Genomic DNA, 26,524 nt, shown 5'->3' on the forward strand with positions numbered 1-26,524 from the left:
ATTTAAGCAACTAAGGTGGACGTCGCGTTATGGAGAGGCTTACTGTAACTCTCGGGGAACGTAGTTACCCGATAACCATCGCGGCTGGTTTGTTTAACGATCCAGCTTCCTTCTTACCGCTCAAGTCTGGCGACCAGGTTATGCTGGTCACCAACGAAACGCTGGCGCCGCTCTATCTCGACCAGGTTCGTTCCGTGCTGGAGCAGGCTGGCGTGAAGGTTGATAACGTCATTCTGCCGGACGGCGAACAGTACAAAAGCCTGGCGGTTATGGACACCGTTTTTACCGCGCTTCTGCAAAAACCGCATGGTCGTGATACCACTCTCGTTGCTTTAGGCGGCGGTGTGATTGGCGACTTAACCGGTTTTGCGGCGGCGAGCTATCAGCGCGGTGTGCGCTTTATCCAGGTTCCTACCACCTTGCTGTCGCAGGTGGATTCTTCGGTTGGTGGCAAAACTGCGGTCAACCATCCTCTCGGTAAAAACATGATCGGCGCATTCTGGCAGCCAGCCTCCGTGGTGGTTGACCTGAACTGCCTGAAAACGTTGCCAAAACGCGAGCTATCTTCCGGCCTGGCTGAAGTCATTAAATATGGCATCATCCTTGATGCGCCGTTCTTTGACTGGCTGGAAGAAAACATTGATGCGCTGATGGCGCTCGATGAAAAAGCCATGGCGTACTGCATTCGTCGCTGTTGTGAGCTGAAGGCCGATGTTGTGGCAGCCGACGAGCGCGAAACAGGGTTACGTGCTTTACTCAATCTTGGGCATACGTTTGGTCATGCCATTGAAGCCGAGATGGGCTACGGAAATTGGCTGCACGGTGAAGCGGTGGCTGCCGGTATGGTGATGGCAGCGCATACGGCTGAACGTCTTGGGCAGTTTGATGCCAAAGACACGCAGCGCATTATTGCTCTGCTCAAACGTGCGGGTCTGCCGGTTGCTGGCCCACATGAGATGTCGGCAGAAGCGTATCTGCCGCACATGATGCGAGATAAAAAAGTCCTGGCTGGCGAAATGCGTCTTGTGCTGCCGCTGGCTATCGGGAAAAGTGAGGTACGCGGTGGCGTATCCCACGATGTGGTTCTTGGTGCTATTGCTGATACTCAGCGAGCGCCACTATAAGAAAGGTCAAGCCGCGTTCGCGCGGTGTTTTAACTTCAGGCGATATGCAATTGTCGTGGCATAAGCCTTTTAGTGGGGTGTGAAATGGATGAATTTAAGCCAGAAGACGAGCTGAAACCCGATCCCAGCGATCGTCGTACTGGTCGTTCTCGTCAGTCTTCCGATCGTGACAACGAGCCACAGATCAATTTTGATGATGTGGATCTCGATGCTGATGAGCGTCGTCCGTCCCGTAGTCGTAAAGCGCGTGAAGACGTAGAACCGGAAGATGAATATGACGAATCTGCTGACGAATATGAAGGTGATGCAGAAGAAGTGGTAGAGCGTCGTCCGCGTAAACGTAAAAACGCTGCGCCGCGCAAACCGGCTTCTCGTCAGTACATTATGATGGGGCTGGGGGTTGTCGTGCTGGTGGTGCTGATTGTCGGCATCGGCTCAGCATTGAAAGCACCGTCTTCAAGCGATCAGAGCACTTCAACTGAAAAGAGCATTTCTCTTTCCGGTGATGCTACCGATCAGGCCAACACGACTCAACCTGCACAGGGCACTAACCCGCAGCAGGATGTCACTCTGCCGCCTATTTCCTCAACCCCAACTCAGGGCCAGGAAACCACTACGCCAGACGGCCAGCAGCGCGTAGAAGTTCAGGGTGACCTGAACAACGCGTTGACACAGCAGCAGGGTCAGATTGACACCGCTGTGGTGAACTCGACGCTGCCGACTGAACCAGCAACCGTTGCGCCAATCCGTAATGGTGCTCGCCCGGCTGTGACCGCGCCGGAAACGCCGCGTCAGACGACCGCGAACACCACTCGCCCGGAACGTAAGCATACGGTTATCGAAACCAAACCACAGCCAGTGGCGACGGCGAAAACCCAAAGCAAACCGGCTGTTGAAACGAAGCCCGTAACGACTGCGCCTAAACGCACTGAAACAGCGGCAACCACTGCGCCTGTGAAAACGCCAGCGACGACCGAAACGACAAAACCAGCCCCGACCGCAACGGCGACGACCTCGACCGCTGCGACGAAGGCTCCGGCAGCGACCAGCACCACGGCTCCTGCCGCAACAGCAACCGGTAAATCAGCAGGTGATGTCAACGCGCTGAAATCGGCATCTGGCTCACACTATACGTTGCAGCTCAGCTCTTCTTCTAACTACGACAACCTGAACGGTTGGGCGAAGAAAGAGAACCTGAAAAACTACGTAGTGTATGAAACCTCCCGTAACGGCCAGCCATGGTACGTTCTGGTTAGCGGTATTTACGCCTCTAAAGATGCGGCTAAAAATGCTGTTGCCACCCTGCCTGCTGACGTTCAGGCTAAAAACCCGTGGGCGAAACCGCTGCACCAGGTTCAATCTGACCTGAAATAATCGTTATCGACACAACCCTATCCGCGCTATGCGGATAGGGTGTGAAAGCGCAGGATGCTGTCGGAGCTTCTCCACAGCTGGAGATAGTGTAATTAGTCAGGCCGCATGAAAAAAAATCGCGCTTTTCTAAAATGGGCAGGGGGCAAGTACCCTCTGCTCGACGATATTAAAGATCATCTGCCGAAAGGCGATTGTCTGATTGAACCCTTCGTTGGTGCTGGATCGGTCTTCCTGAATACCGATTTTTCGCGTTATATTCTGGCTGATATCAACAGCGACCTCATTGAACTCTATAAGATAGTCAAAACGCGTTCTGATGAGTACGTTGAACAGGCCAGGGTGATGTTTGTACCCGAAACCAATAACGCCGAATGCTACTACCAACTGCGTGAAGAGTTTAACCGCAGCACAGACTTGTTCCGTCGAGCGGTGCTGTTTTTGTATCTCAACCGTCATGGTTACAATGGCCTATGTCGTTATAACCTGCGCGGTGAGTTCAACGTACCGTTTGGGCGTTACAAGAAGCCTTATTTCCCGGAAGCGGAGCTGCGTCACTTTGCCGAAAAGGCGCAGAATGCCGAGTTTTACTGCGAATCTTATGAAGATTGCATGACCCGTGCAGACGAGCGTTCCGTGGTGTATTGCGATCCGCCGTATGCCCCTTTGTCGGCAACGGCAAATTTTACGGCGTATCACACCAATAGCTTTAGCTTTGAGCAGCAGGCATTTTTGGCGCACAAAGCGGAAGAGTTGATGGCTCGGCGAATCCCGGTGTTGATTTCCAACCACCGTACGCCGCTGACGCTGGACTGGTATAAAAACGCTGCGGAGACGCATGTCGTAAAGGTGCGACGCAGTATTAGCCGCAACGGCGGCACACGTAAAAAGGTGGACGAACTGCTGGCGCTCTATCGCCCGCCTGGCAAAAAACAACGTTAAAGAGCCTAGCCCAGTAGGCTCTGAGGAGATGCGGATGAAACAGTACCTGATTGCCCCTTCAATTTTGTCGGCTGATTTTGCCCGCCTGGGGGAAGACACCGCCCGTGCGCTGGCCGCCGGGGCGGATGTGGTTCATTTCGATGTTATGGATAACCATTACGTTCCAAACCTGACTATCGGGCCGATGGTGCTCAAGGCGCTGCGTAATTACGGCATCACCGCACCGATTGATGTGCACCTGATGGTGAAGCCGGTTGACCGCATCGTCCCAGACTTTGCCGCCGCAGGCGCCAGCATCATCACCTTCCATCCAGAAGCCTCCGAGCACGTTGACCGCACCCTGCAACTGATTAAAGAGCACGGCTGTAAAGCAGGGCTGGTATTCAACCCAGCGACACCGCTGAGCTATCTCGATTACGTGATGGATAAACTGGACGTCATTTTGCTGATGTCGGTGAACCCAGGCTTTGGCGGCCAGTCCTTTATTCCACAGACGCTGGATAAGCTACGCGAAGTGCGTCGCCGCATTGATGAATCCGGCTACGATATTCGCCTGGAAGTGGATGGCGGCGTTAAGGTGAACAATATTAGCGAAATCGCGGCGGCAGGGGCAGATATGTTCGTCGCTGGCTCGGCGATTTTTGACCAACCAGACTACAAAAAAGTCATTGATGAAATGCGCAGTGAACTGGCAAAGGTAAGTCATGGATAAATTACAGACCATTCGCGGCGTTGCGTTTGACCTCGATGGCACGCTGGTAGACAGCGCGCCGGGGTTAACGGCGGCGGTGGATAGCGCGCTGTATGCGCTCGAACTCCCGGTTGCTGGCGAAGAGCGCGTTGTCACCTGGATTGGCAACGGGGCCGATGTCTTGATGGAGCGGGCATTGAACTGGGCCAGGCAAGAGCGCGCCTCGCAGCGCACCGCACAGGGCAAACCGTCCGTCGATAGCCAGGATATTCCGCAGGAAGAACAACTGCGTATGCTGCGCCGCCTGTTTGACCGCTACTACGCTGAATTTGCCGAAGAAGGCAGCTTCCTGTTCCCGCAGGTTGAGCAGACGCTGGCGGCGCTGCATGACAGCGGCCTGCCGCTGGCACTGGTGACTAACAAGCCGACGCCATTTGTCGCCCCGATTCTCGAATCACTGGGGATTGCGAACTACTTCTCGCTGGTGATTGGCGGCGATGATGTACAAAACAAAAAACCGCATCCAGAACCGCTGCTGAAAGTGGCGGAGAAGCTGGCGCTTGAGCCTGCTAATTTGCTGTTTGTCGGCGATTCTCGCAACGACATCCAGGCGGCGAAAGCGGCGGGTTGCCCGTCCGTTGGCCTGACCTACGGATACAACTACGGCGAAGCGATTACGCAAAGTGAGCCAGACGTTGTCTTTGACCATTTTAATGAACTCTTGCCCGCTCTCGGGCTTTTGAACACTGAACATCAGGAAGCAGAACATGACTAAGCCCATCGTATTCAGCGGCGCACAGCCTTCAGGTGAACTGACCATCGGTAACTATATGGGTGCGCTGCGTCAGTGGGTGAACATGCAGGACGACTATCACTGCATCTACTGCATCGTTGACCAACATGCCATCACCGTTCGCCAGGACCCGCAGGCGCTGCGTAAAGCAACCCTCGACACGCTGGCACTGTATTTGGCCTGTGGTATCGATCCAGAAAAAAGCACCATCTTCGTACAGTCTCACGTGCCGGAACATGCACAGTTGGGCTGGGCGCTGAACTGCTACACCTACTTCGGCGAGCTGAGCCGTATGACTCAGTTCAAAGATAAATCTGCCCGCTATGCCGAAAACATCAATGCGGGTCTGTTTGACTACCCGGTACTGATGGCGGCGGATATCCTGCTGTACCAGACCAATCAGGTTCCGGTAGGTGAAGATCAGAAACAGCACCTGGAATTGAGCCGCGATATCGCCCAGCGCTTTAACGCCATTTATGGCGAAGTATTTAAAGTGCCTGAGCCGTTCATTCCTAAATCCGGCGCGCGCGTGATGTCGTTGCTGGAGCCAACCAAGAAAATGTCTAAGTCTGATGACAACCGTAACAATGTTATCGGCTTGCTGGAAGACCCGAAATCGGTCGTTAAGAAAATCAAACGTGCTATGACCGACTCCGAAGAGCCGCCTGTAGTACGTTACGACCTGAAAGAGAAAGCGGGCGTTTCTAACCTGCTGGATATTCTATCTGGGGTGACTGGCCAGAGCATTCCTGAGCTGGAAAAACACTTTGAAGGCAAGATGTACGGCCACCTGAAAGGGGAAGTGGCGGAAGCGGTTTCCGGTATGCTGACCGAGTTACAAGGGCGCTATAATCTCTATCGTAACGATGAAGCGTTCCTGCAGAAGGTTATGAAAGACGGTGCGGAAAAAGCCAGCGCACGTGCTTCTCAGACACTGAAAGCGGTATACGAAGCAATTGGTTTTGTCGCCAAACCGTAATTCGCTCTAAAATAAAAAAACCGGGTATTCCCGGTTTTTTTATTTATTCAGTAAATAAATCTAAGATTATTTTACTGCTGCGGCATCACCGCACCCGCCAATAATCTTAGAAATAGAAATTGCTGGATGTAATAAATAATCGTAAGAGCAGTTTTTGTTTTTATTCTGGACGGAACCAGTACAAGCTGTCAGTGAGGACAGCACCAGCAGAACTGCGGCTGCTTTAAGCATGTTTTTCATTTAATAATCCCTATCAATTTTATAATCTAAAATATACATAATTCCATATGCTGTAAAAAACATTATTGAATTAGGCTGTTGCTATATAACCTGAAAATGAAATGTGCTGTCAACTATATTAACTATTCAATTAATTAAAAAATGAATTAAGAGTTGCTAATAAAGAGAGTATTTAAAATAAAAGTATGAGGGAAGACGTGCTATGCGGGAATACATAGCACGGAATGATATTAATGGTTAGAGAACCAATTCAGTTTTTCGCGTAGCCCCACAACGCGGCCAACAATAATCAGCGCTGGGCTTGCCATTTGTTGCGCCAGTTCGCCAAGCTGAGTTAATTGGCCATCGACCACGCGTTGGTTAATGGCCGTGCCGTTCTCGACGATAGCAACAGGCATATCAGCCTGCATACCGTGTTCAATAAGCTTCTGCTGGATGGTCGCAGCCTGGTTCAGCCCCATGTAAAACACCAACGTCTGTTTTTCTGCCGCCAGGTTTTCCCAATCTAACTCGCCGCCGGTTTTCAAATGACCGGTGACCAGGCGCACGCTTTGGGCGTAATCGCGATGGGTGAGCGGAATACCGGAGTAGGCCGAGCAACCCGACGCAGCGGTAATGCCGGGAACGACAGAGAACGGAATACCCGCGTCACACAGCGTTTCAAGTTCTTCGCCACCGCGACCAAAAATAAACGGGTCACCGCCTTTCAGCCGCACCACGCGTTTACCTTGCTGCGCTTCTCGCAGCAGAATCTGGTTAATTTCATCCTGTGGTACGCAGTGATAGCCCGCGCGTTTACCCACAAAGATGCGATCGGCATCGCGGCGTACCAGATTCATAATATCGTCAGACACCAGACGGTCGTAGACCACGACGTCCGCCTGCTGAATTTGCTGCAAACCTTTGAGCGTCAGCAGCCCGGCATCACCCGGCCCTGCGCCAACCAGCACCACTTCACCACGATGATCCAGCGGTGTGTTCAGGAGCTGTTCAGTTGCTTCATTAATGGCCTGGTTATCCTGGTTCGCCAGTGACTGGGCCAGGCGATCGTTCACAAACAGTTTTTCCCAGAAGCGGCGGCGCTCGGCCATAGTGGCGAACTGCTTTTTCACCCGTGCGCGCAGTTGCCCGGCATACGCGGCGACTTGCCCCAAATGTTGTGGCAGCATGGCTTCCAGTTTTTCGCGCAGCAGGCGCGCCAGCACCGGTGACGTACCGCCGGAGGATACCGCGACCATCAGCGGTGAACGGTCGATAATCGACGGCATAATGAAGCTGGCGGCTTTAGGCGCATCGACCACGTTACAGAAAATACGGCGCGCTTCCGCTTGCTCGCTAACCTGCTGGTTCACCCTGTCGTCGTCAGTGGCGGCAATCGCCAGCCAGCAAGGGTCGAGGAGGGCAGGTTGGAAATCGCCTTCAACCAGCGTCAGCATTCCTGCCTCTGCCCACACGTGAAACTGTGGGACGTACTCCCGCGCATTCACCGTCAGGCGAGCGCCAGCATCCAGCAGCAAGCGCGCCTTACGTTCGGCAACATCGCCACCGCCGACCAGCAAGCAGTCACGATCGCGCAGTTGGCAAAAGATGGGTAAGTGATCCACGGGGTAACCTCACGGAATTAACAAATAAATGCGGCGGGTGAATAATGCGGGTAAGGATAACAGCAGTTATCGTAGGGAATACACGATTTTTGCTGCTGTTACCCTCTGAAGGTCATAAGTTTTTGGTATTACTTATTCCCAAAAACAATCAGGCCTTCAACTGTACTTGACCCTCTTTGACGCGAGCCTCGTAGTGAGCGACAGAGTGGCTTTCGTCTTCCATGCACAGGCCGTCACGCAGGCGGAAGCGCTGTTTTTTGAGCGGGCTTGCCACCCATAGCTCGCCCTGATGTTCGGCAATCAGGCCACGTGAAAGCACACTCGACTCAAAGAACGGGTCGATGTTGCTGATGGCAAACACTTGGTTGTCGGCATACGGACGGAATATCGCTACCTGTTGGTCGCCCAGCAGGGCGCAAACGCCCGTTGCTGGCAGGATATCGTCAATCTTGCAGATATTTACCCACTGGCTCATGCGTTTTCCTCCACCAGAGTTACCGGAATACGTTCATACGGTGTCGCCGGACGGTGCTGTGCCCGCTCGGCCACCACTTGCACGTTCGGGTCGCGCTGCTCGCTGTTGATAAAGTGTTTGAAGCGAACTTGTGCTGCTGGGTCGTTGACCGTTTCAGTCCATTCACAGGCAAACGCTTCGCGCAGACGCGCAATTTCTTGTTCCAGCTGTTCGTTCAGGCCCAGTTTGTCGTCGATGATAACGGAACGCAGATAGTCGATACCGCCTTCCAGGTTATCCAGCCACGGCGCGGTACGCGTCAGCTTATCGGCGGTGCGGATGTAGAACATCATAAAGCGGTCGAGGTATTTGATCAGCGTTTCACGGTCGAGATCCGCTGCCAGCAGATCCGCGTGGCGCGGTTTCATGCCGCCGTTACCACACACGTACAGGTTCCAGCCTTTTTCGGTGGCGATGATGCCCACGTCTTTACCCTGCGCTTCCGCACATTCACGGGTACAGCCAGAGACGCCAAACTTCATTTTGTGTGGCGTACGGATGCCTTTGTAGCGGTTTTCTAGCTCAACGCCGAAGCCGACGCTATCGCCGACGCCGTAACGGCACCAGGTGCTGCCTACGCAGGTTTTCGCCATACGCAGCGCTTTGGCATATGCGTGACCGGTTTCGAAGCCCGCTTCAATCAACTGACGCCAGATTTCCGGCAGGTCATCTTTTTGTGCGCCGAACAGACCGATACGCTGTGAACCGGTAATCTTGGTGTAGAGATTAAATTCACGCGCGATACGGCCCACGGCAACCAGCCCTTCAGGGGTGATTTCACCGCCCGCAGAGCGTGGGATAATCGAGTAAGTACCGTCTTTCTGGATGTTTGCCAGGAAGTTGTCGTTGGTGTCCTGCAATGGCGTGTGCTGCGGTTTCAGGATGTATTCATTCCAGCAGGAAGCCAGCAGTGAGCCAACGGTTGGTTTACAGACTTCACAACCGTAGCCTTTGCCGTATTTCGCCAGCAGTTCGTCGAAGGTTTTGATGCCTTCCACGCGAATCAGGTGATACAGCTCCTGGCGGGTAAACGCGAAGTGTTCACACAGGTTGTTGTTCACCTCGATGCCCTGTTTCGCCAGTTCGGCGTTGAGCACTTGGGTAACCAGTGGGATACAACCGCCGCAGCCCGTACCGGCTTTGGTTTCCGCTTTCAGCGCCGCGACCGTGTGACAGCCTTTGTTGATGGCGGAAATCAGGTCGCCTTTGGTGACATCGAAGCAAGAGCAAATCTGCGCGCTGTCCGGCAGTTTATCCACGCCGATAGACGGTTTACCGCCGCTCGCGTGTGCAGGCAGGATCAGTGAGTCTGGGTGTTCCGGCAGTTCGATGGCGTTCAGCGCCAGTTGCAACAGGTTGCCGAAGTCGCTGGTGTCGCCCACCAGTACCGCACCCAGCAGTGTTTTGTTATCCGGGCTGACAATCAGGCGTTTGTAGACTTCTTTGCTTTCGTCGAGGTAAACGTAGCTGCGCGCGCCCGGCGTACGGCCATGCGCATCGCCAATACCGCCGACGTCAACGCCCAGCAGTTTCAGCTTGGCGCTCATATCCGCGCCCTGGAAGCTGTTTTCGCGGCCAATGATATGATCGACGGCGACCTGCGCCATTTTATAGCCAGGCGCGACCAGACCGTAGACGCGGTTTTTCCAGCTAGCGCATTCGCCAATAGCGTAGATATCCGGGTCAGAGGTTTGGCAGCTATCGTTGATCATGATGCCGCCGCGTGGAGCGACTTCCAGACCGCACTGAGTTGCCAGTTTATCGCGCGGGCGAATACCGGTAGAGAAGACGATAAAGTCAACTTCCAACTGGCTGCCGTCAGCAAAACGCATGGTTTTACGCGCGTTTTCGCCTTCTTGTACGATCTCTTTGGTGTTCTTGCTGGTGTGAACTTTCACGCCCATGCTTTCAATTTTGCGTTTTAGCTGTTCGCCGCCCATTTGGTCGAGCTGTTCTGCCATCAGCATTGGTGCAAATTCGATAACGTGAGTTTCGACACCGAGGTTTTTCAGCGCGCCAGCCGCTTCGAGGCCGAGCAGGCCGCCGCCAACCACCGCACCGCGCTTGCTGCGACGCGCGCAGGATTCAATCGCGTTGAGGTCTTCAATCGTGCGGTAAACGAAGCAATCCTGAGTATCAGAACCCTTAATCGGTGGGATCCACGGATACGAACCGGTCGCCATGATCAGCTTGTCGTAAAAGACGGTGCGACCCGCGCTGGAGTGGATAACCTTCTCTTTGCGGTTGATGGTGATGGCGCGTTCGCCGACCAGCACCTTCACGCCGTGCTTCTCATAGAAGCCTTCGCGCACCAGCGACAGCTCTTCGGCCGTGTGATGTGAGAAGTAGGAGGAGAGGTGGACACGGTCGTAGGCGATGCGGGGTTCTTCACAGAAGACGGTAATATCGAATTGGCTTGCGTCGGATTTATCGAGAAGATCCTCAATAAAACGGTGGCCGACCATGCCGTTACCGATAATTGCGAGTCTGACTTTGCTCATTTTTGCCTCGATTTCTATTCTAATACTGCCTACCTTAACGATTCAGCTTTTGGGATTATTGATTCAAATCAATTTAGGCTTTGTCTACCCCTTAATGGGTAGCGTAATGATTTTTAAGTATTTTTGTAAGTTGCGGAAAATACACAACTTTATGCGCTGCTGCTTTTGTGTACAAAAAGCGTAATTAAGCAGCGATTTTACGGCAGGGAAGAGAAGGGAAGAAAAACGCCCCTTTTCATGACGAAAAGGGGCGGTACGGATTAGTGAGAGGCTGTCGCCGCGTTCTGGCGGTGACGGCTCACAAAGCCGAGGATCAGACACATCACGAACACCACGGCATACAGCGCGTTGGCGGTGGTCAGCGCCGCCAGCGGCCCGCTGTGAGCCACAATCGGGCCGGTGACCACGAAGGTCAGCATAGTGCCGATGGTGCCGCAGGTCAGTACGAAGTTAACCAGTTTTGGCGAAGCCACTTTGGTTTGCAGAGAACCCAGCGTGATAATGGAGGTATAAATGGCGCTGGAGAAGAAGCCCAGTGTCAGAATAAACCATGCCAGATGCTGTGGTTCGCCGTGGTTGAACAGATACATCATTACGGTGGCGATACCCGCCAGTACGGTCAGAATGCGTTGCAGGTCGAAGAAACGCAGGATAAAGCTGAATGCCCACATGCCGAACATATAAGACATCCAGAAATCGCTTACCAGCGTACCGGCGTCATTCAGGCTCATGCCCAGACCTTTGGCGTATTCTGGAACCCAGGAGATAAAGCCCAACTGGCCGAGGATGTAGCACAAGGCGGCGATAGACAGGAACAGCACGCCAATGCCCCATTTTTCTTTCACTACCGGCTGGTCGTTGTTCTGCGCTTTTTTACCCAGCACAGGGAAATCGCAGCCGAAGGTCAGAATAAAGATAGCCACGTAGATCAGGCCGATGCAGGCGTATACCCAGTACCACTCAATGGTACGCGCCAGCAGCCAGGCGGCCAGCATGGGGAAAATCATCCCCGCCATACTAAAGAAAGAGTCAGTGAACAGCAGACGTGCGCCGCGCTGACGGCCTTCATACATATGGGTTACGAGGAAAGTACCAATCGACATGGTGATACCGCTGACCAGGCCCAGTACGAACATGGCGGCAGAGAACAGCGCCAGGCTATGGCTGGTCATTAACCCGATGACGGCCAGCACCATCAGGATAAAGCCAAAGCGCAACTGCGTTTTCAGCGGCACAATTTCCATCAGCCAGGCGTTCAGGAAGATGGAAATCAGAATCCCGGCGTTCAGGAAGGTGAAGGTGTTACTCATGCTGGAAACGGGCAGATTAAAGTAATCGGCAATATTTCCCATCACCATCCCGGTGACGATCACCAACGCGCCGGTCAGGGCGTAGGAGAAGAAGCTAATCCATGTGAGCTTGATACGGTTGCTGTTAGTCATGACTGGCCTGTGAATAGTTGTGTAAAGCGCGTTGACACTGCGCTGAGCGAGCAGATTTTAGTCATTGAAGTGATATATTCATAGTTTTATTGTGTAATAGATAAATCATTGCATACGTCAATGTGATTTGGATCACGGAAATGAGTGGGCCATTCTTACCCTGATCATTATAAATGTTACATCCGCGTAAACTTTGGTAAAGCGCTGGCCTGAGGGGCTAAGCCTCTTTAGAATCAAGCCACTTGCTTCTCTACTGCACCGTTAAAGGAATTCTCATGCTCAAATCAACTCTGGCGGCCATGGCGGCTGTTTTTGCTCTCTCGGCGATGGCTCCTGCGGCTTTAGCGGCTAAAAACGATCCGCATGTGTTGCTGACCACTTCTGCTGGCAACATTGAGCTGCAACTGGATAGCCAGAAAGCGCCAGTCTCCGTTGATAACTTCCTTAAATACGTCAACAGTGGTTTTTACAACAACACCACTTTCCACCGCGTTATTCCTGGCTTTATGGTTCAGGGCGGCGGTTTTAACGAGCAGATGCAGCAAAAGCAGCCGAACCCACCAATTAAAAACGAAGCAGACAACGGCCTGCGCAACACTCGTGGTACCATCGCGATGGCGCGTACTGCTGATAAAGATAGTGCAACCAGCCAGTTCTTCATTAACGTGGCGGATAACGCATTCCTCGACCACGGCCAGCGTGATTTTGGCTACGCCGTCTTTGGCAAAGTGGTGAAAGGCATGGACGTGGCAGACAAAATTTCCCAGGTGCAGACCCACAACGTAGGGCCGTACCAAAATGTTCCTTCTAAGCCTGTGGTTATCCTTTCCGCAAAAGTGCTGCCGTAAGCAATGATCTTTGGCGGCGTCTGGCATGAGGCCGCCGCCTTGATGCAGCTTGAATGATTTTATGTATAGAATGGCGGCAGATGAAATAACCGGAGCCGCCATGATCCTGCTGATTGATAACTACGATTCTTTTACCTGGAATCTGTACCAATATTTTTGCGAGTTGGGTGCGAGCGTGACGGTCAAGCGTAATGACGAAATCACGCTGGCAGACATCGCCCAGCTAGCGCCGGAAAAAATCGTTATCTCCCCCGGCCCTTGTACGCCGGATGAAGCCGGTATCTCCCTGGAGGTTATTCGCCACTATGCGGGCAAAATACCGCTGCTTGGCGTCTGCTTAGGCCATCAGGCGATTGCACAGGCGTTTGGTGCGCGCATCGTTCGTGCCGAAAAAGTCATGCATGGCAAAACCTCACCGATTACTCATCAGCAACAGGGCGTATTTCGCGGCCTGAATAACCCGCTGACCGTCACCCGCTATCACTCACTGTTGATTCAACCCGATACGCTGCCCGACTGTTTTGAAGTGACCGCGCGCACTGAAGCGGGGGAAATCATGGGGATTCGCCACCGCCAGTGGGATTTGGAAGGGGTGCAGTTCCATCCAGAGAGCATTCTCAGCGAGCAGGGACACGCGCTGCTGGCAAACTTCCTCCAGCGATAGTAGTTGCCACGCTGTGATTTTTTATGCATATTTTGTGTATAAATTCTCACAATCATTGCTTCATCGTTTGAAGAAGGGCATGACATGGAAACCAAACAACCTGCAATCACCCGCGCGACCTTTGATCAGGTCATTCTGCCCATTTATGCACCGGCGGAGTTTATCCCGGTGAAGGGTAAGGGCAGCCGCGTGTGGGATCAGCAGGGCAAAGAGTACGTTGATTTTGCAGGCGGTATCGCGGTGACGGCGCTGGGTCATTGTCACCCGGCACTGGTAGAGGCGCTGAAAAGCCAGGGTGAAACGCTGTGGCATACCAGTAACGTCTTCACCAACGAACCGGCGCTACGTCTGGGACAAAAGCTGGTGGATGCCACTTTTGCCGAGCGCGTGGTGTTTATGAACTCCGGGACGGAAGCCAACGAAACCGCCTTCAAGCTGGCGCGTTATTATGCATCCACTCGTCATAGCCCGTATAAAACCAAGATTATTGCCTTCCATAACGCTTTCCACGGGCGCTCGCTGTTCACCGTTTCGGTCGGCGGGCAGCCGAAATACTCCGACGGTTTTGGCCCAAAACCCGCCGATATCATCCACGTACCGTTCAATGACTTGCACGCAGTTGAAGCGGTGATGGACGACCATACTTGCGCTGTTGTGGTGGAGCCGATTCAGGGTGAAGGCGGCGTGATGGCGGCAACGCCGGAGTTTATCCAGGGGCTGCGAGCGTTGTGCGATAAACACCAGGCGCTGCTGGTATTTGATGAAGTACAAAGCGGCATGGGGCGTACCGGCTCTCTGTTTGCTTATATGCACTATGGCGTGACACCGGATATCCTGACCAGCGCCAAAGCGTTGGGTGGCGGCTTTCCGATAAGCGCGGTGTTAACCACCGAAGAGATTGCCAGCGCGTTCCACGTGGGTTCGCACGGCTCAACTTATGGCGGCAACCCGCTGGCCTGCGCTGTTGCCGGAGCCGCGTTCGACATCATCAATACCCCAGAAGTGCTGGACGGCGTGAAGTCCAGGCGTGAACGTTTTGTGCAGCATCTGCACGACATCAACGCGCAGTATGATGTGTTCAGCGATATTCGCGGTATGGGGCTGTTGATTGGCGCGGAGCTGAATGCGCAGTACAAAGGCCGCGCGCGCGATATTTTGTATGCCGCCGCAGAAGAGGGCGTGATGGTGCTGAACGCCGGGCCAGATGTGATGCGCTTTGCACCATCGCTGGTGATTGACGACGCGGATATCGATGATGGCCTGCAACGTTTTGCGCAGGCGGTGGCGAAAATCGTTAGCTAGCCTGCCGTTTTAACCAGCCGCCCTGCCGAGGGCGCTGACGCCAGGCCACCGACGAGATAGTGTGCATGGTGTTCAGATGCCCCAAAATACGCTGGAGATGCTGTTCCATCGTGCTAAGCGCACCGTGGGACAGCGCATCCGGCGACTCCATAATATTCACCTCGCCGCTACTTCCCGCCTCATCATATTCCAGACGCTGCTGACAGCGTTGCAGGGCAATTTCGCACGACTCCAGATACTGCTGCGCTAAATCCGGCGTAAGCATATTGTGCTCGCGCGCCAGCGTGGTCATGGCGTTGATATGCTCGACGATAAACTGGCTATGCGTTACCCACAGTTTCATATCGTCCAGATAACGCGAGTTAAAGCTCGGCTCCTGCATCGCCTGGTTTAAAGAGTTAAACAGCGTATTGTGCGCCTGGTTCACGCGCATCCGTTGATACGCCAGTTTTGGCGCCTGCGGGTCATCGCTGAGTATCAGGCGAATGGCGTCTTGATCCGCCTCCAGCGCCGCCTGGGCGTTTTGGCGCAGTAAGCCGCTTTGCCACTGCGGCCACAGCCATAGCATCCCGCCGAAGGCAATCAGGCAGCCGATAATGGTGTCGAGAAAACGGGCGACGATAAACTGCTCACCGTTCAGCGTGAGGATTTGCAGGGTGTATACCGCTGTGATGGTGAAGCCGACGGTCGCCCAACCATAGCTGCGGCGGATAATCAGATAACTCCCCAGCGTGATGAGCAGCATTCCGGTGAGCGCCAGCCCCTGCGGCGTGTGGAAGTGCAGGGCCACGGCGGCGATAACCAGACCCGCCAGCGTGCCCGCCGCACGGTGGAAAATGCGCACACGGGTCGCACCGTAACCGTTTTGCGTGACCAATAATATCGTCATTAAAATCCAGTACGGTTTAGGCAAATGCAGCGCCGCGCCCATCAGGCTGGCGATGCTCAGCATCACGCTTAACCGGGCGGCATTGCGCAGTGCGGGGGACTTCAGCGACAGATAGCTTTTTAACGCCTGCAACAGCGGCAGGCGGCGCTCTTTATCCGCCATCAGATTGCGCGGATACAGCGGCCTTTGGAAGCGCAGTACGCGAGCAATGCGGCTGAAATGCCAGGCACAGAACTGCCCAACCGGGTTATCCGGGTGCTGTTCGGTGATTTTCTCCAGCGCGCCAATCTGTTTTTTCATACTGAAACGGCTGGGATAGCGGTGATAGAGAATGTCATCCGCGAGCACCCGCAGGCGCGCGGCGACGGTCTGGGCATTCCAGCGGATCACCGCCTCAGCGTGGCTACGTTCGACCAGTTTTTGCACCTCCTCTGGCTGATGCAGACTCACCGAAATGTGCTCCTGTAGATCAAGGCCAATCTGGAAGGCGCGCAGCAGGCGTTTGTAATCGTTATTCTGGTTTGCCGCCAGCATGTGTAGCTGCTGATAACACTGAGAAATAAGGTCAACCACCTTTTGCTGGCGGCTTAAAAGCGGCGGCAGCGCGGTGTTGGGGTCGGTGTGCTGCGTCAGGAGGCTATATTTTGCTTCGCAATAGTCGGCGAGCTGGCGGTAGAGCAGGCTTAGTGACTCGCGCAGCGGCTGCTCGCGCCAAATCCAAAACCACCACCAGTTGAATAATCCATACCACAGCGTGCCGAGTGCGTAGATAAGCAGCGGCTGCCAAATGGGCATATTACCAGCCAGGCTGAGGGTAAAAATAGCGGCAATCAGCGAAGCCGGCAGCAGCCGCCCGTGCAGGGAGCTTATCTCCGCCGTTACGCCCAAAATCAGCGCCAGCCCGCTGAGAATCAACGGTAGCGGAACCTCGCGCGCCAGCAACAACTGAACGGCAAGACTGCATCCGGCGAACAGACAGCCGCCAATAATCAGGCGTTTGAAAAAACGTTTATGCGGGGTATCAAGACCGGCAATATTGCAGCAGGCGGGAACCAGCGAAAACAGCAGACCTTGTTGAAGATGGCCGAAGATAAGGCCAATGGCGACCGGCAAACATAACACCAGCGTTTGCCGCAGTGCATAGTTGACTTCCGGGTGGTAAATCAGCCTGCGCCACATAAGAGACAAAAACGGCGTACCGTTGGAACAATACGCCGTTTTAAAGGATTAGCGAGTACCGTAAACGACAATCGTTTTGCCGTGTGCGGAGATCAGGTTTTGATCTTCCAGCATTTTCAGAATACGGCCCACTGTTTCACGGGAGCAGCCCACGATCTGACCAATTTCCTGACGGGTGATTTTGATCTGCATACCGTCCGGGTGAGTCATGGCGTCCGGCTGTTTTGCCAGGTTCAGCAGCGTCTGTGCGATACGACCTGTCACGTCCAGGAATGCCAGGTTGCCGACTTTTTCAGACGTGACTTGCAGACGACGTGCCATTTGCGAAGAGAGACGCATCAGGATGTCTGGGTTAACCTGAATCAGCTGACGGAATTTTTTATAAGAGATTTCAGCAACTTCACAAGCGGTTTTTGCCCGTACCCACGCGCTGCGTTCCTGGCCTTCTTCAAACAGGCCTAACTCGCCGATAAAATCGCCCTGGTTAAGGTAAGAGAGGATCATCTCTTTCCCTTCTTCGTCCTTGATGAGTACAGCCACTGAGCCTTTGACGATGTAATACAGCGTTTCTGCTTTTTCACCCTGGTGAATCAGCGTGCTCTTCGAGGGGTACTTATGAATATGGCAATGAGACAAGAACCATTCGAGAGTCGGGTCTGTTTGCGGTTTGCCAAGCACCATGCGCGGTTATCCTCTGTTATAAGCTCTTTCCGGCGGCAAAAACATTGCAGCCACCGGTTGCAATAGTATCCTTCCCGTTACCTGGGAAGTCGGCTGTCGAATATTGCCGCAGCCTGTAATGTGATGTCCTCTGCATACATGCAGTACGTTTATGTATTACCGTAGCATCCTGACTGTTTTAGCATAGCTTGAGCCGTGTGTCTCCTGGTGTCTCGCTTCAGCATGACGGCGATCGCCTTCCGTTGCGAGATTTGTTATGTGCGCGTAATCTGGGAAGAAAATTGCAACCTGGGAGTTAAATATTATGCAAGCGCGTGTGAAATGGGTTGAGGGGATGACCTTCCTCGGTGAGTCGGCTTCTGGCCACCAAATTTTGATGGACGGCAACTCTGGCGATAAAGCGCCAAGCCCGATGGAAATCGTGCTAATGGCGGCCGGTGGTTGTAGCGCAATTGACGTGGTGTCTATTCTGCAAAAAGGCCGCTATGACGTTTCTGACTGCGAAGTAAAGCTCACTTCCGTACGCCGCGAAGAAGCACCGCGCCTGTTCACGCACATCAACCTGCACTTCATTGTGAGCGGTAAAGAGTTGAAAGATGCGGCTGTTGCACGCGCGGTTGACCTGTCGGCGGAGAAATACTGCTCAGTGGCGTTGATGCTGGGTAAAGCTGTCAACATCACGCACTCATACGAAGTGATTGAAGGCTGATATCCGTGATTGCCCGGCGGCGTCCTGCCTATCGGGCAATCGTGATGATTCAGGCGTTGTTCTTCTCTTCCACTAACCGCTGTACCAGCGGCATCATAATCAACTCCATCGCCAGCCCCATCTTGCCGCCGGGAACGACCAGCGTATTCATATGCGAGATAAACGAGCCTTGCAGCATCGCCAGCAGCCACGGGTAGTCAATCCCTTCCAGGTTGCGGAAGTGAATGACCACAAAACTCTCATCCAGTGATGGAATGCTTTTCGCAGCAAACGGGTTAGAGGTATCGACCGTTGGCACTCGCTGGAAGTTGATATGGGTGCGCGAGAACTGCGGAGTAATGTAGTTGATGTAGTCTTCCATTGAGCGCACTACGGAGTCCATCACCGCCTCACGCGAATGCCCACGCTCGCTGGTGTCGCGAATCATCTTCTGAATCCACTCCAGGTTGACGATAGGCACTACGCCAACCAGCAAATCAACATGACGTGCGACGTCATGCTGTGGCGTCACTACGCCGCCGTGCAGCCCTTCATAGAACAGGACATCGGTGGGTTCCGGCAATGGCTGCCAGGGGGTGAACGTCCCCGGTACTTGATCCCACGGTACGGCTTCATCGTAGGTATGCAGATATTTACGCGACTGCCCTTTACCGCTCAGGCCGTACTCTCGAAAGGTTTGTTCAAGCAGGCCGAAGTCATTGGCGTCCGGGCCGAAATAGCTGATATGACGGCCCAGATCACGAGCCTTACGAATGGCCATATCCATTTCTGGGCGGGTGTAACGATGGAAACTGTCGCCTTCAACTTCCGCTGAACGCAGGTTGAGCTGGGCAAATATTTTACGAAAGGCCAGGCTGGTGGTGGTGGTTCCCGCTCCGCTGGAGCCGGTAACAGCAATAACTGGATGTTTGGCAGACATGCGAATAACTCCCTGAACAGGCGACAGAACGCGAAAGCGCCTGCTGTCACCCGTCGTTATCGTTAACCGCGAAATTGGTTGCGGGGCATGATGTTGACCGTCTCGTGAAGTTCAGACCACACCAGCACCGCCTCGCCGCTTTTTAATTGCTCTTTAACATCGGCGACCTTTTGCGCAAGTGAGCGTTCATATTCACCATAATCGGTGCCTTCGCGCAAGACAAAGCTTTCCACGAGATTGTCGAGGGTTTCAGCCGGAATTTCTTGCCAGGGAATAATCATACTTTGCCTCCGAGCCTTGACATTAGCCACGCAGGGATGCGTTTTTCCAGCCACATCTCTGGGTGGAACAGTGTGCCACCGATAAACCCGACGTGGCCGCCGTGCTCCGTCAGTTGGTACTCCACGTTCTCCGGTAGCTCTTCTTGCGCGGGAATCGAGTGGTGATCCATAAAAGGATCGTCTTTCGCATGAATGATCAGCGTCGGTTTGGTGATTTTGCTCAACGTCGGCATTGCACTGCACTGGCGATAGTAGTCGATGGCATCGGCAAAGCCGTGAATCTTCGAGGTGATCGAATCATCAAATTCACGGATGTGACGCATACTTTTCAACTGGCGCAGATCCACCGGTAGCGAGCCTGGATAAGCCTTGAGCTTACGTGCGGCGTTGCCTTTCAGCAGGTTTAACAGATAGCGCTGGTAAACCCGCGAGAAGCCTTTGTCCATGTGGTAGCTACAGGCTTCGAGCATAAACGGCGCGGAGACAATCACCGCCGCATCAACCGGAATATCGTCACCTTCTTTTGCCAGCAGGCAGGCCAGCATGTTACCGCCGAGCGAATAGCCCACCGCTGCGGTTGGCGCGTCACCCATTTCCCGCTGTAGCCAGCGTAAAAACCATGTGCCGTCTTCCGTTTCGCCCGAATGGTAAATTCGGTTCAGACGATTAGGTTCACCGCTACAGCCGCGAAAATGCATCACTACGCCCAGCCAACCCTGCTGCCTGGCGGCGTTAATCAGGCCGTGCGCATAAGGACTGTGCAGACTGCCTTCCAGGCCATGAAACACCACCAGACGCGGTTTATGGCGCGCGCCAGCCGGGTCTTCACTCCACGCTAAATCAACGAAATCACCGTCTGGCAACTCAAGGCGTTGCCAGTGCGGGGTAAATTGCAGCTTTCGGCGAATCAGGCGTGGCAGCATCGTCTGAAGATGACAATTGCTGACGCCGCGCATTGGTACGAAGTCGTCGCTGCTTTGGGTGTCGATGTTGAAGTCGTGGTGGGTTGTTTCAGTCATAAATATGCGATGTGTCCAGTAATCTGCCGCCTACTATACCGCCACTTTGCCATCGTGTTTAAGAAAATGAGGCGTCGGTAGCCGTTTTTCTCCCGCCTGAATCAGATCCCTATCACAAATTGTTACTTCAATTATTACTCTTAGGCTAATGATTAGCACCTACGCTTAATTGATGACTTTCTCACCAGGGTGCACACTCTTTCTGGTGTTAAGCAATCAAAATGATTAGCTGAATCAGGAGGTTAATAATGTTATCTGGGCAAACGCCAGCACGAGTCTGGAACACCCGTCGCAGCGAAAAACAGCGGCGTCTGGCTTCTGTTCCGGTGCAGGGCAAGGTGCTGCCGACCGCAGACCTGACCGCAATGCTGGAAAAACTGATCGCCCCAGGCGATCGCGTGGTTTTGGAAGGGAATAACCAGAAGCAGGCAGATTTCCTGTCTCGTATGCTGGCTGAGGTTAACCCGCAGATTGTGCACGACCTGCATATGATTATGCCAAGCGTCGGGCGTAGCGAGCATCTGGATATCTTTGAAAAAGGTATCGCCCGCAAACTGGATTTCTCCTTCTCCGGCACTCAAAGCCTGCGTATCTCGCAACTGCTGGAAGATGGCTTGCTGGAAATCGGCGCGATTCACACCTACATCGAACTTTACTCCCGCCTGTACGTTGACCTGGCCCCGAATGTGGCGCTGATTGCCGGTTATAAAGCTGACCGCAAAGGCAACCTGTATACCGGGCCGAGTACCGAAGATACCCCAGCGCTGGTGGAAGCCGCCGCATTCCATGACGGCATTGTTATCGCACAGGTTAATGAACTGGTGGACGACGAATGCGACCTGCCGCGTGTTGATATCCCTGGTTCATGGATTGATTACGTGGTGGTTGCTGACAAACCGTTCTTTATTGAACCGCTGTTCACCCGCGACCCACGTCTGATTAAACAAGAACACATCCTGATGGCGATGATGGCGATTAAAGGCATCTACGCGGAGCATCAGGTGCAGTCGCTAAACCACGGTATCGGCTTTAACACTGCGGCGATTGAACTGCTGCTGCCAACCTACGGTGAGCAACTCGGCCTGCGCGGCAAAATCTGTAAACACTGGACGCTGAACCCGCATCCAACGCTTATCCCGGCAATTGAAAGCGGTTGGGTGGAAAGCGTGCACTGCTTCGGCGGCGAACTGGGGATGGAAGAGTATATCCGTGCCCGTCCTGATGTGTTCTTTACCGGCGCTGATGGCTCGATGCGTTCTAACCGCGCCTTCTGCCAGCTGGCAGGGCAGTATGCGGTTGATATGTTTATCGGCTCGACCTTACAGGTTGATGGCCTGGCGAACTCCTCCACGGTAACGCGTGGTCGCCTGTCTGGTTTTGGTGGCGCGCCAAATATGGGGCATGACCCGCATGGCCGCCGTCACGCCACTCCGGCCTGGCTGAACATGATTACCGAGCCAGACCCGATGCAGCGCGGTAAAAAACTGGTGGTGCAGATGGTCGAAACCTTCCAGGCCGGTGTTAAGCCTACCTTCGTAGAAAAACTGGATGCCGTCGAGGTGGCGAAAGCCTCTGGTATGCCGCTGGCTCCGGTGATGATCTATGGCGACGACGTGACCCACGTCCTCACCGAAGAAGGGATTGCCTACCTCTACCGTGCAGAAAGCCTGGAAGAACGTCGGGCGATGGTGGCGGCGGTTGCCGGTATTACCGATATCGGCCTGGGCGTGGATGCCAAACGCGTTGCGGCGCTGCGAAGCAGCGGCAAAGTGGTTTACCCGGAAGACATGGGCATTCGCCGTACTGATGCCACCCGTTCTCTGCTGGCGGCGGGTAGCGTTGCCGACCTGGTGGAATGGTCTGGCGGTCTTTATAACCCACCTGCGAAATTCCGGAGCTGGTAATGAAACTTCTGCCCCAGATTCAGGTTGAAGGCGGTGCCGAATGGCTGGCGCGAACCGCCACGCAGTGTCTGATTGACGAAGCACGATTAAGCCCGAAACCCGGTCTGGTGGACAGTCGGGGGAACGGCGCGCATCACGATTTATCGCTCGCGCTAATGGAGCGCTCGGCGCACAGCCTAACCCCCACGTTTCAGGCGCTGGCGCAACAAAGCTGGCAACGTCCGGCGGACATTGCGCTCAGACAAACCATTGGCCGATTGGGCCGCGAAGGTGAGCAACAGATGATGGCGGCAACCGACGGCGTGAACACTCACCGTGGCGCGATTTGGGCGCTGGGATTACTGGTGAGCGCCGTGGCGATGCAGGGCGGAACGGGCAACGCGCAGCAGGTGGCGACGACCGCCGCTGAACTGGCGAAACTGCCCGATGACGCCGCACCGAAAGTTTTCAGCAAGGGGCTTCGGGCTACGCATCGTTATCAGGTACCGGGCGCGCGGGAAGAAGCGCAGCAGGCGTTTCCGCACATTATGCAGCGTGCGCTGCCGCAGCTTCGGCTCAGCCGGTTGAACGGCAGCGGCGAAACGCACGCAAGGCTCGACGCACTGATGGCGATTATGACTTCGCTGACCGACACCTGCGTGTTGTCGCGCGCGGGCATGGAGGGGTTAGACGCCATGCAAGATGGCGCGCGCGCCGTACTGCGCGCCGGAGGCAGTGCGCACCCCGCAGGCCAGCAAGCGTTGGCGCAGCTAGACCAGCACATGCTGGCGCTGAATGCCTCGCCGGGCGGTGCGGCAGATTTACTCGCCGCCACGCTGTTTCTCGACCGCATCGAGTCGCCGTATTTAAAGCATTAAGAGGATGTTATGGAACACATTACGTTAACCGTACCGGCCAGCCGCACCTTAAGCGGCAAAGCGCTGGCAGGCGTTGTTGGCTCCGGGGATATGGAGGTGTTATTCACCGCCGACCAGAGCCAGACGTTAACCATTGATATCACCACTTCCGTCGATAACAGCCGTAGCCGTTGGGAAGCGCTGTTCAACCGCCTGCAAACGGTCAGCAGCCTGCCTGGCGGGACGTTGACTATCCACGATTTCGGTGCAACGCCCGGCGTGGCACGCATTCGTATCGAACAGGTTTTTGAAGAGGTGAGCTATGCGTGATGACCGCAGTTTTATCGAATTAAAAGCACGCCAACGTGCGCACGCGCTGCTGGATGAAGGCAGCTACCGCGAACTGCTCGACCCGTTTGAAGGCGTGATGTCACCGTGGCTGGGCGCGCAGGGCATTGTCCCGCAGGCCGACGATGGCATGGTGGTCGCGAAAGGGACTATCAACGGCAAACCGGCGGTAGTTGTAGCGATTGAAGGCGCATTCCAGGGCGGCAGTATGGGCGAAGTGTCCGGCGCCAAAATGGCGGCGGCGCTGGAGCTGGCGGCGGAAGATAACCGCAACGGCATCCCAACACAGGCGGTGCTGTGCCTGGAAACCGGCGGCGTGCGTCTGCAAGAGGCGAACCTGGGCCTGGCGGCGATTGCTGATATTCACGCGGCGATTGTTGACCTGCGTCGCTACACGCCGGTCGTCGGGATTGTTGCCGGTACGGTCGGTTGCTTTGGCGGGATGTCTATCGCGGCGGCGCTGTGTAGCTACCTGATTGTTACCCGTGAAGCGCGTCTGGGCTTGAACGGCCCGCAGGTTATTGAACAGGAAGCGGGCATTGAGGAGTACGACTCTCGCGACCGTCCGTTTATCTGGAGCATGACCGGTGGCGAAGTGCGTTATCAAAGCGGGTTGGTGGATGCGTTAGTCGGTGATGGCATCAATGCGGTGAAAGCGGCAATGCACGAGGCCCTGGCGAAAGGCGTCCCGCTGAAACATCGCACCGATAATTATGACGACTACCTTAACCGTCTGACGAACTTTGACACTCGCCAACAGGCGGATTCCGAACAGATTAAAGCGCTTTTTGCCCGGGAGGTGAAATGATGAGTCATTCAATAAGCCGTGGCGAATTATGGCTGAAAACCCTCGCCCCAAATGCTCAACGTCTGGCTGGCCTTTGCCCGTCCGTGCAGGCGGCTGACGGCGAACTTAACGGCGAAGCGGTGCGTTTTATCGCCGTAGTGCCGGATGCCAACAACCATTTCCCACGCGCTGCGCAAGGTGAAGTGGGGCTGCTGGAAGGCTGGACGCTGGCAAAAGTGGTTAGTGAAACCGTGGCTGCCGATGCCCATAAAGCCGTTAAGCGCCCAATCATTGCGGTGATTGATGTGCCAAGCCAGGCCTATGGTCGCCGTGAAGAGGGCTTTGGTATTCATCAGGCGCTGGCGGGGGCGGCAGCGGCGTATGCCAATGCGCGTCTGGCGGGGCATCCGGTGATCGGCCTTATCGTCGGTAAAGCGATGTCCGGCGCATTCCTGGCGCACGGCTACCAGGCTAACCGCCTGATTGCCTTCAACGACAAAGGGGTGCTGATTCACGCGATGGGCAAAGAATCTGCGGCGCGCATTACGCTGCGTACCGTCGAGGCGCTGGAAAAACTGGCGGCGACGATCCCGCCGATGGCCTACGACATCAGTAACTACGCCACGCTGGGGCTGCTTGCCAACCTGCTGGATATCAGCAACCCAGATGCGCCATCAAGCCACGATCTGGCGCAGGTGACAACCACACTGCAACAGGCGATCAACGATGCTCGTCAGGACACAACGCTGAAAAACCGTCTGGGTGCTGACAACCGCCGCAGCTCTGCTCTCGTACGCGAACGTATGCGAGCTAGCTGGTAAGTAAAAAAAGACCTGCCGGATGCACGACCGTGGGCGTAGCCGCTACGCCCACGCGGGTTACTGCATCTGAAAAATAATAATCATCGCGCCAGTGCTAAAGCACAACGTCATTCTGGCGGCATCAAGACGGCCTGAATGGCGAAGTGGTTTTCTTTTTTAGATTACAGGTGAAATATGACTTACGTAATTGTTCATGCTCTTGCTCCGATTTTCGTCATTATGCTGCTGGGATTTTGGGCCGGTAAGGCCAAAATGGTGGATAACAAAAACGTCTCCCTGCTCAATATCTTTGTTATGGACTTTGCTCTGCCCGCCGCATTGTTTAGTGCCACAGTACAAACTCCGTGGGTGGGTATCGTGGCGCAGTCGCCGCTGATTCTGGTGCTGACGCTGGCAATGTGGATTACCTACGCCGCGATTTATTTCCTCGCAACTGGCGTATTCAAAAAATCCCCGCAGGATGCCGCCGTGCTGACGCTGACGGTCGCCCTGCCAAACTATGCGGCGCTCGGCCTGCCTATTCTGGGCAGCGTACTGGGTGAAGGCCCATCAACCTCACTCTCCGTTGCTGTTTCTATTGCCTGTGGTTCTGTGCTGATGACGCCGTTCTGCCTGTTGATTCTGGAGCGTGAAAAAGCGCGTGCGGAAGGCGGTAATTCAGGTTCTACGCTTTCGATGCTGCCAGTGCTGATGTGGCGCTCGATTAAGAAACCGATCGTGATGGGGTCGCTGCTGGGGGTTATCCTCTCGGCGATTGGTATCAAAATGCCGGAACTGGTGCTGGCGGCGATTAAACCGCTGGGGCTGGCGGCAACGGCGGCGGCGCTGTTCCTGACTGGGGTGATCCTTTCTGCGCGTAAACTGCAAATCAACACGATGGTGATCACTTCGACTATCGCCAAACTGCTGATTCAACCTGCGATTGCCTGGGGTATTGTGCTGATTTTCGGCCTGCAAGGCTCGGTGGCGATTACTGCCATTCTGATGATTGCGCTGTCTGCCGGTTTCTTCGGCGTGGTGTTCGGTAACCGCTTTGGCGTGCAGTCGCCGGATGCGGAAGCCGTGCTGTTGTTAAGCTCCGTCCTGTGTATCCTGTCGTTGCCACTGTTTATCTCACTGACTTCAGGAATGTAAAT

General features: G+C 54.5%; 26 protein-coding genes. 16 read left to right on the top strand and 10 right to left on the bottom strand.

Annotated elements, in window-relative coordinates; all coding sequences use genetic code 11:
* Positions 1-29: 29 nt before the first annotated feature.
* The 6 genes from aroB (at position 30) to trpS (ending at position 5,900) form a co-directional block, all read left to right on the top strand.
* Positions 30-1,124: a 3-dehydroquinate synthase gene (gene aroB, locus AC6I4B_RS01840; RefSeq protein ID WP_497769070.1), complete on the top strand. Its 1,095-nt coding sequence runs from the start codon at positions 30-32 to the stop codon at positions 1,122-1,124.
* A gap of 84 nt (positions 1,125-1,208) precedes the next feature.
* On the top strand, positions 1,209-2,498 hold the full coding sequence (gene damX / locus AC6I4B_RS01845) for a cell division protein DamX (protein WP_497769072.1): 1,290 nt from the start codon (positions 1,209-1,211) through the stop codon (positions 2,496-2,498).
* A gap of 105 nt (positions 2,499-2,603) precedes the next feature.
* Positions 2,604-3,437 carry an adenine-specific DNA-methyltransferase gene (gene dam, locus AC6I4B_RS01850; protein ID WP_497769073.1) on the top strand — a complete coding sequence of 278 codons (834 nt, stop codon included), beginning with the start codon at positions 2,604-2,606 and terminating at the stop codon, positions 3,435-3,437.
* 34 nt (positions 3,438-3,471) lie between these two features.
* Positions 3,472-4,149 (top strand): ribulose-phosphate 3-epimerase, encoded by a 678-nt coding sequence (gene rpe, locus AC6I4B_RS01855; protein ID WP_497769075.1) that lies wholly within the window; start codon positions 3,472-3,474, stop codon positions 4,147-4,149.
* Positions 4,142-4,903, top strand: a complete 762-nt coding sequence (gene gph / locus AC6I4B_RS01860) for a phosphoglycolate phosphatase (protein ID WP_497769076.1) — start codon at positions 4,142-4,144, stop codon at positions 4,901-4,903. Before rpe ends, gph begins: the two co-directional genes overlap by 8 nt.
* A complete protein-coding gene (gene trpS / locus AC6I4B_RS01865) occupies positions 4,896-5,900 on the top strand; it encodes a tryptophan--tRNA ligase (RefSeq protein WP_497769078.1) in 1,005 nt (334 codons plus the stop codon). The genes gph and trpS overlap by 8 nt, the downstream gene beginning before the upstream one ends.
* Before the next feature lie 66 nt (positions 5,901-5,966).
* On the opposite strand, the gene AC6I4B_RS01870 is transcribed toward trpS, so the two are convergent.
* The 5 genes from AC6I4B_RS01870 to tsgA all read right to left on the bottom strand — a co-directional run bounded on the left by AC6I4B_RS01870 (position 5,967) and on the right by tsgA (position 12,201).
* Positions 5,967-6,140: a DUF4223 family protein gene (locus AC6I4B_RS01870; protein WP_497769079.1), complete on the bottom strand. Its 174-nt coding sequence runs from the start codon at positions 6,138-6,140 to the stop codon at positions 5,967-5,969.
* 230 nt (positions 6,141-6,370) lie between these two features.
* Positions 6,371-7,744 (bottom strand): siroheme synthase CysG, encoded by a 1,374-nt coding sequence (cysG, locus tag AC6I4B_RS01875; RefSeq protein ID WP_497769081.1) that lies wholly within the window; start codon positions 7,742-7,744, stop codon positions 6,371-6,373.
* Between the two features lie 148 nt (positions 7,745-7,892).
* Positions 7,893-8,219: a nitrite reductase small subunit NirD gene (gene nirD / locus AC6I4B_RS01880; RefSeq protein ID WP_497769083.1), complete on the bottom strand. Its 327-nt coding sequence runs from the start codon at positions 8,217-8,219 to the stop codon at positions 7,893-7,895.
* The gene (gene nirB / locus AC6I4B_RS01885) at positions 8,216-10,759 is read right to left on the bottom strand and encodes a nitrite reductase large subunit NirB (RefSeq protein WP_497769084.1); all 2,544 of its coding nucleotides are present in this window, start codon (positions 10,757-10,759) and stop codon (positions 8,216-8,218) included. Before nirB ends, nirD begins: the two co-directional genes overlap by 4 nt.
* 260 nt (positions 10,760-11,019) lie before the next feature.
* Positions 11,020-12,201 carry an MFS transporter TsgA gene (gene tsgA, locus AC6I4B_RS01890; protein WP_497769085.1) on the bottom strand — a complete coding sequence of 394 codons (1,182 nt, stop codon included), beginning with the start codon at positions 12,199-12,201 and terminating at the stop codon, positions 11,020-11,022.
* A gap of 275 nt (positions 12,202-12,476) precedes the next feature.
* Here tsgA and ppiA point away from each other — a divergent pair, with 275 nt between their 5' ends.
* From ppiA to argD, 3 genes are all read left to right on the top strand, one after another.
* Positions 12,477-13,049: a peptidylprolyl isomerase A gene (gene ppiA, locus AC6I4B_RS01895; protein WP_497769087.1), complete on the top strand. Its 573-nt coding sequence runs from the start codon at positions 12,477-12,479 to the stop codon at positions 13,047-13,049.
* 100 nt (positions 13,050-13,149) lie between these two features.
* Complete coding sequence (pabA, locus tag AC6I4B_RS01900; RefSeq protein ID WP_497772314.1) at positions 13,150-13,713, top strand: aminodeoxychorismate synthase component 2; 564 nt, start codon at positions 13,150-13,152, stop codon at positions 13,711-13,713.
* An 84-nt stretch (positions 13,714-13,797) separates the two neighbouring features.
* Positions 13,798-15,015: a bifunctional acetylornithine/succinyldiaminopimelate transaminase gene (gene argD / locus AC6I4B_RS01905; RefSeq protein WP_497769088.1), complete on the top strand. Its 1,218-nt coding sequence runs from the start codon at positions 13,798-13,800 to the stop codon at positions 15,013-15,015.
* Here argD and AC6I4B_RS01910 read toward each other — a convergent pair.
* Both AC6I4B_RS01910 and crp read right to left on the bottom strand, forming a co-directional pair.
* On the bottom strand, positions 15,008-17,083 hold the full coding sequence (locus AC6I4B_RS01910; RefSeq protein WP_497772315.1) for a YccS/YhfK family putative transporter: 2,076 nt from the start codon (positions 17,081-17,083) through the stop codon (positions 15,008-15,010). The genes argD and AC6I4B_RS01910 overlap by 8 nt on opposite strands.
* A gap of 48 nt (positions 17,084-17,131) precedes the next feature.
* Positions 17,132-17,764 carry a cAMP-activated global transcriptional regulator CRP gene (crp, locus tag AC6I4B_RS01915; RefSeq protein WP_000242758.1) on the bottom strand — a complete coding sequence of 211 codons (633 nt, stop codon included), beginning with the start codon at positions 17,762-17,764 and terminating at the stop codon, positions 17,132-17,134.
* A 304-nt stretch (positions 17,765-18,068) separates the two neighbouring features.
* On the opposite strand from crp, the gene AC6I4B_RS01920 reads away from it, so the two are divergent.
* Positions 18,069-18,473 carry an OsmC family protein gene (locus AC6I4B_RS01920; RefSeq protein ID WP_497769090.1) on the top strand — a complete coding sequence of 135 codons (405 nt, stop codon included), beginning with the start codon at positions 18,069-18,071 and terminating at the stop codon, positions 18,471-18,473.
* 49 nt (positions 18,474-18,522) lie between these two features.
* Here AC6I4B_RS01920 and AC6I4B_RS01925 read toward each other — a convergent pair whose 3' ends face one another.
* The 3 genes from AC6I4B_RS01925 to AC6I4B_RS01935 all read right to left on the bottom strand — a co-directional run bounded on the left by AC6I4B_RS01925 (position 18,523) and on the right by AC6I4B_RS01935 (position 20,692).
* A complete protein-coding gene (locus tag AC6I4B_RS01925) occupies positions 18,523-19,392 on the bottom strand; it encodes a phosphoribulokinase (RefSeq protein ID WP_497769091.1) in 870 nt (289 codons plus the stop codon).
* A 62-nt stretch (positions 19,393-19,454) separates the two neighbouring features.
* Positions 19,455-19,673, bottom strand: a complete 219-nt coding sequence (locus AC6I4B_RS01930) for a YheU family protein (RefSeq protein ID WP_497769093.1) — start codon at positions 19,671-19,673, stop codon at positions 19,455-19,457.
* A complete protein-coding gene (locus AC6I4B_RS01935) occupies positions 19,670-20,692 on the bottom strand; it encodes a hydrolase (protein WP_497769094.1) in 1,023 nt (340 codons plus the stop codon). Before AC6I4B_RS01935 ends, AC6I4B_RS01930 begins: the two co-directional genes overlap by 4 nt.
* 248 nt (positions 20,693-20,940) lie before the next feature.
* Between AC6I4B_RS01935 and mdcA the strand changes: the two genes are divergently transcribed.
* From mdcA to AC6I4B_RS01965, 6 genes are all read left to right on the top strand, one after another.
* A complete protein-coding gene (gene mdcA, locus AC6I4B_RS01940) occupies positions 20,941-22,596 on the top strand; it encodes a malonate decarboxylase subunit alpha (protein WP_497769096.1) in 1,656 nt (551 codons plus the stop codon).
* Positions 22,596-23,453: a triphosphoribosyl-dephospho-CoA synthase gene (locus AC6I4B_RS01945; protein WP_497769097.1), complete on the top strand. Its 858-nt coding sequence runs from the start codon at positions 22,596-22,598 to the stop codon at positions 23,451-23,453. The genes mdcA and AC6I4B_RS01945 overlap by 1 nt, the downstream gene beginning before the upstream one ends.
* Positions 23,454-23,462: 9 nt before the next feature.
* On the top strand, positions 23,463-23,762 hold the full coding sequence (mdcC, locus tag AC6I4B_RS01950; RefSeq protein ID WP_497769098.1) for a malonate decarboxylase acyl carrier protein: 300 nt from the start codon (positions 23,463-23,465) through the stop codon (positions 23,760-23,762).
* Positions 23,755-24,588 carry a biotin-independent malonate decarboxylase subunit beta gene (locus AC6I4B_RS01955; RefSeq protein ID WP_497769100.1) on the top strand — a complete coding sequence of 278 codons (834 nt, stop codon included), beginning with the start codon at positions 23,755-23,757 and terminating at the stop codon, positions 24,586-24,588. Before mdcC ends, AC6I4B_RS01955 begins: the two co-directional genes overlap by 8 nt.
* Positions 24,588-25,388 carry a biotin-independent malonate decarboxylase subunit gamma gene (gene mdcE / locus AC6I4B_RS01960; protein WP_497772317.1) on the top strand — a complete coding sequence of 267 codons (801 nt, stop codon included), beginning with the start codon at positions 24,588-24,590 and terminating at the stop codon, positions 25,386-25,388. Before AC6I4B_RS01955 ends, mdcE begins: the two co-directional genes overlap by 1 nt.
* A 174-nt stretch (positions 25,389-25,562) precedes the next feature.
* Positions 25,563-26,522, top strand: coding sequence for an AEC family transporter (locus tag AC6I4B_RS01965; RefSeq protein WP_497769101.1), 960 nt, complete (start codon positions 25,563-25,565; stop codon positions 26,520-26,522).
* Positions 26,523-26,524 lie beyond the last annotated feature (2 nt).

Source organism: Kluyvera fluvialis, from assembly GCF_059725275.1.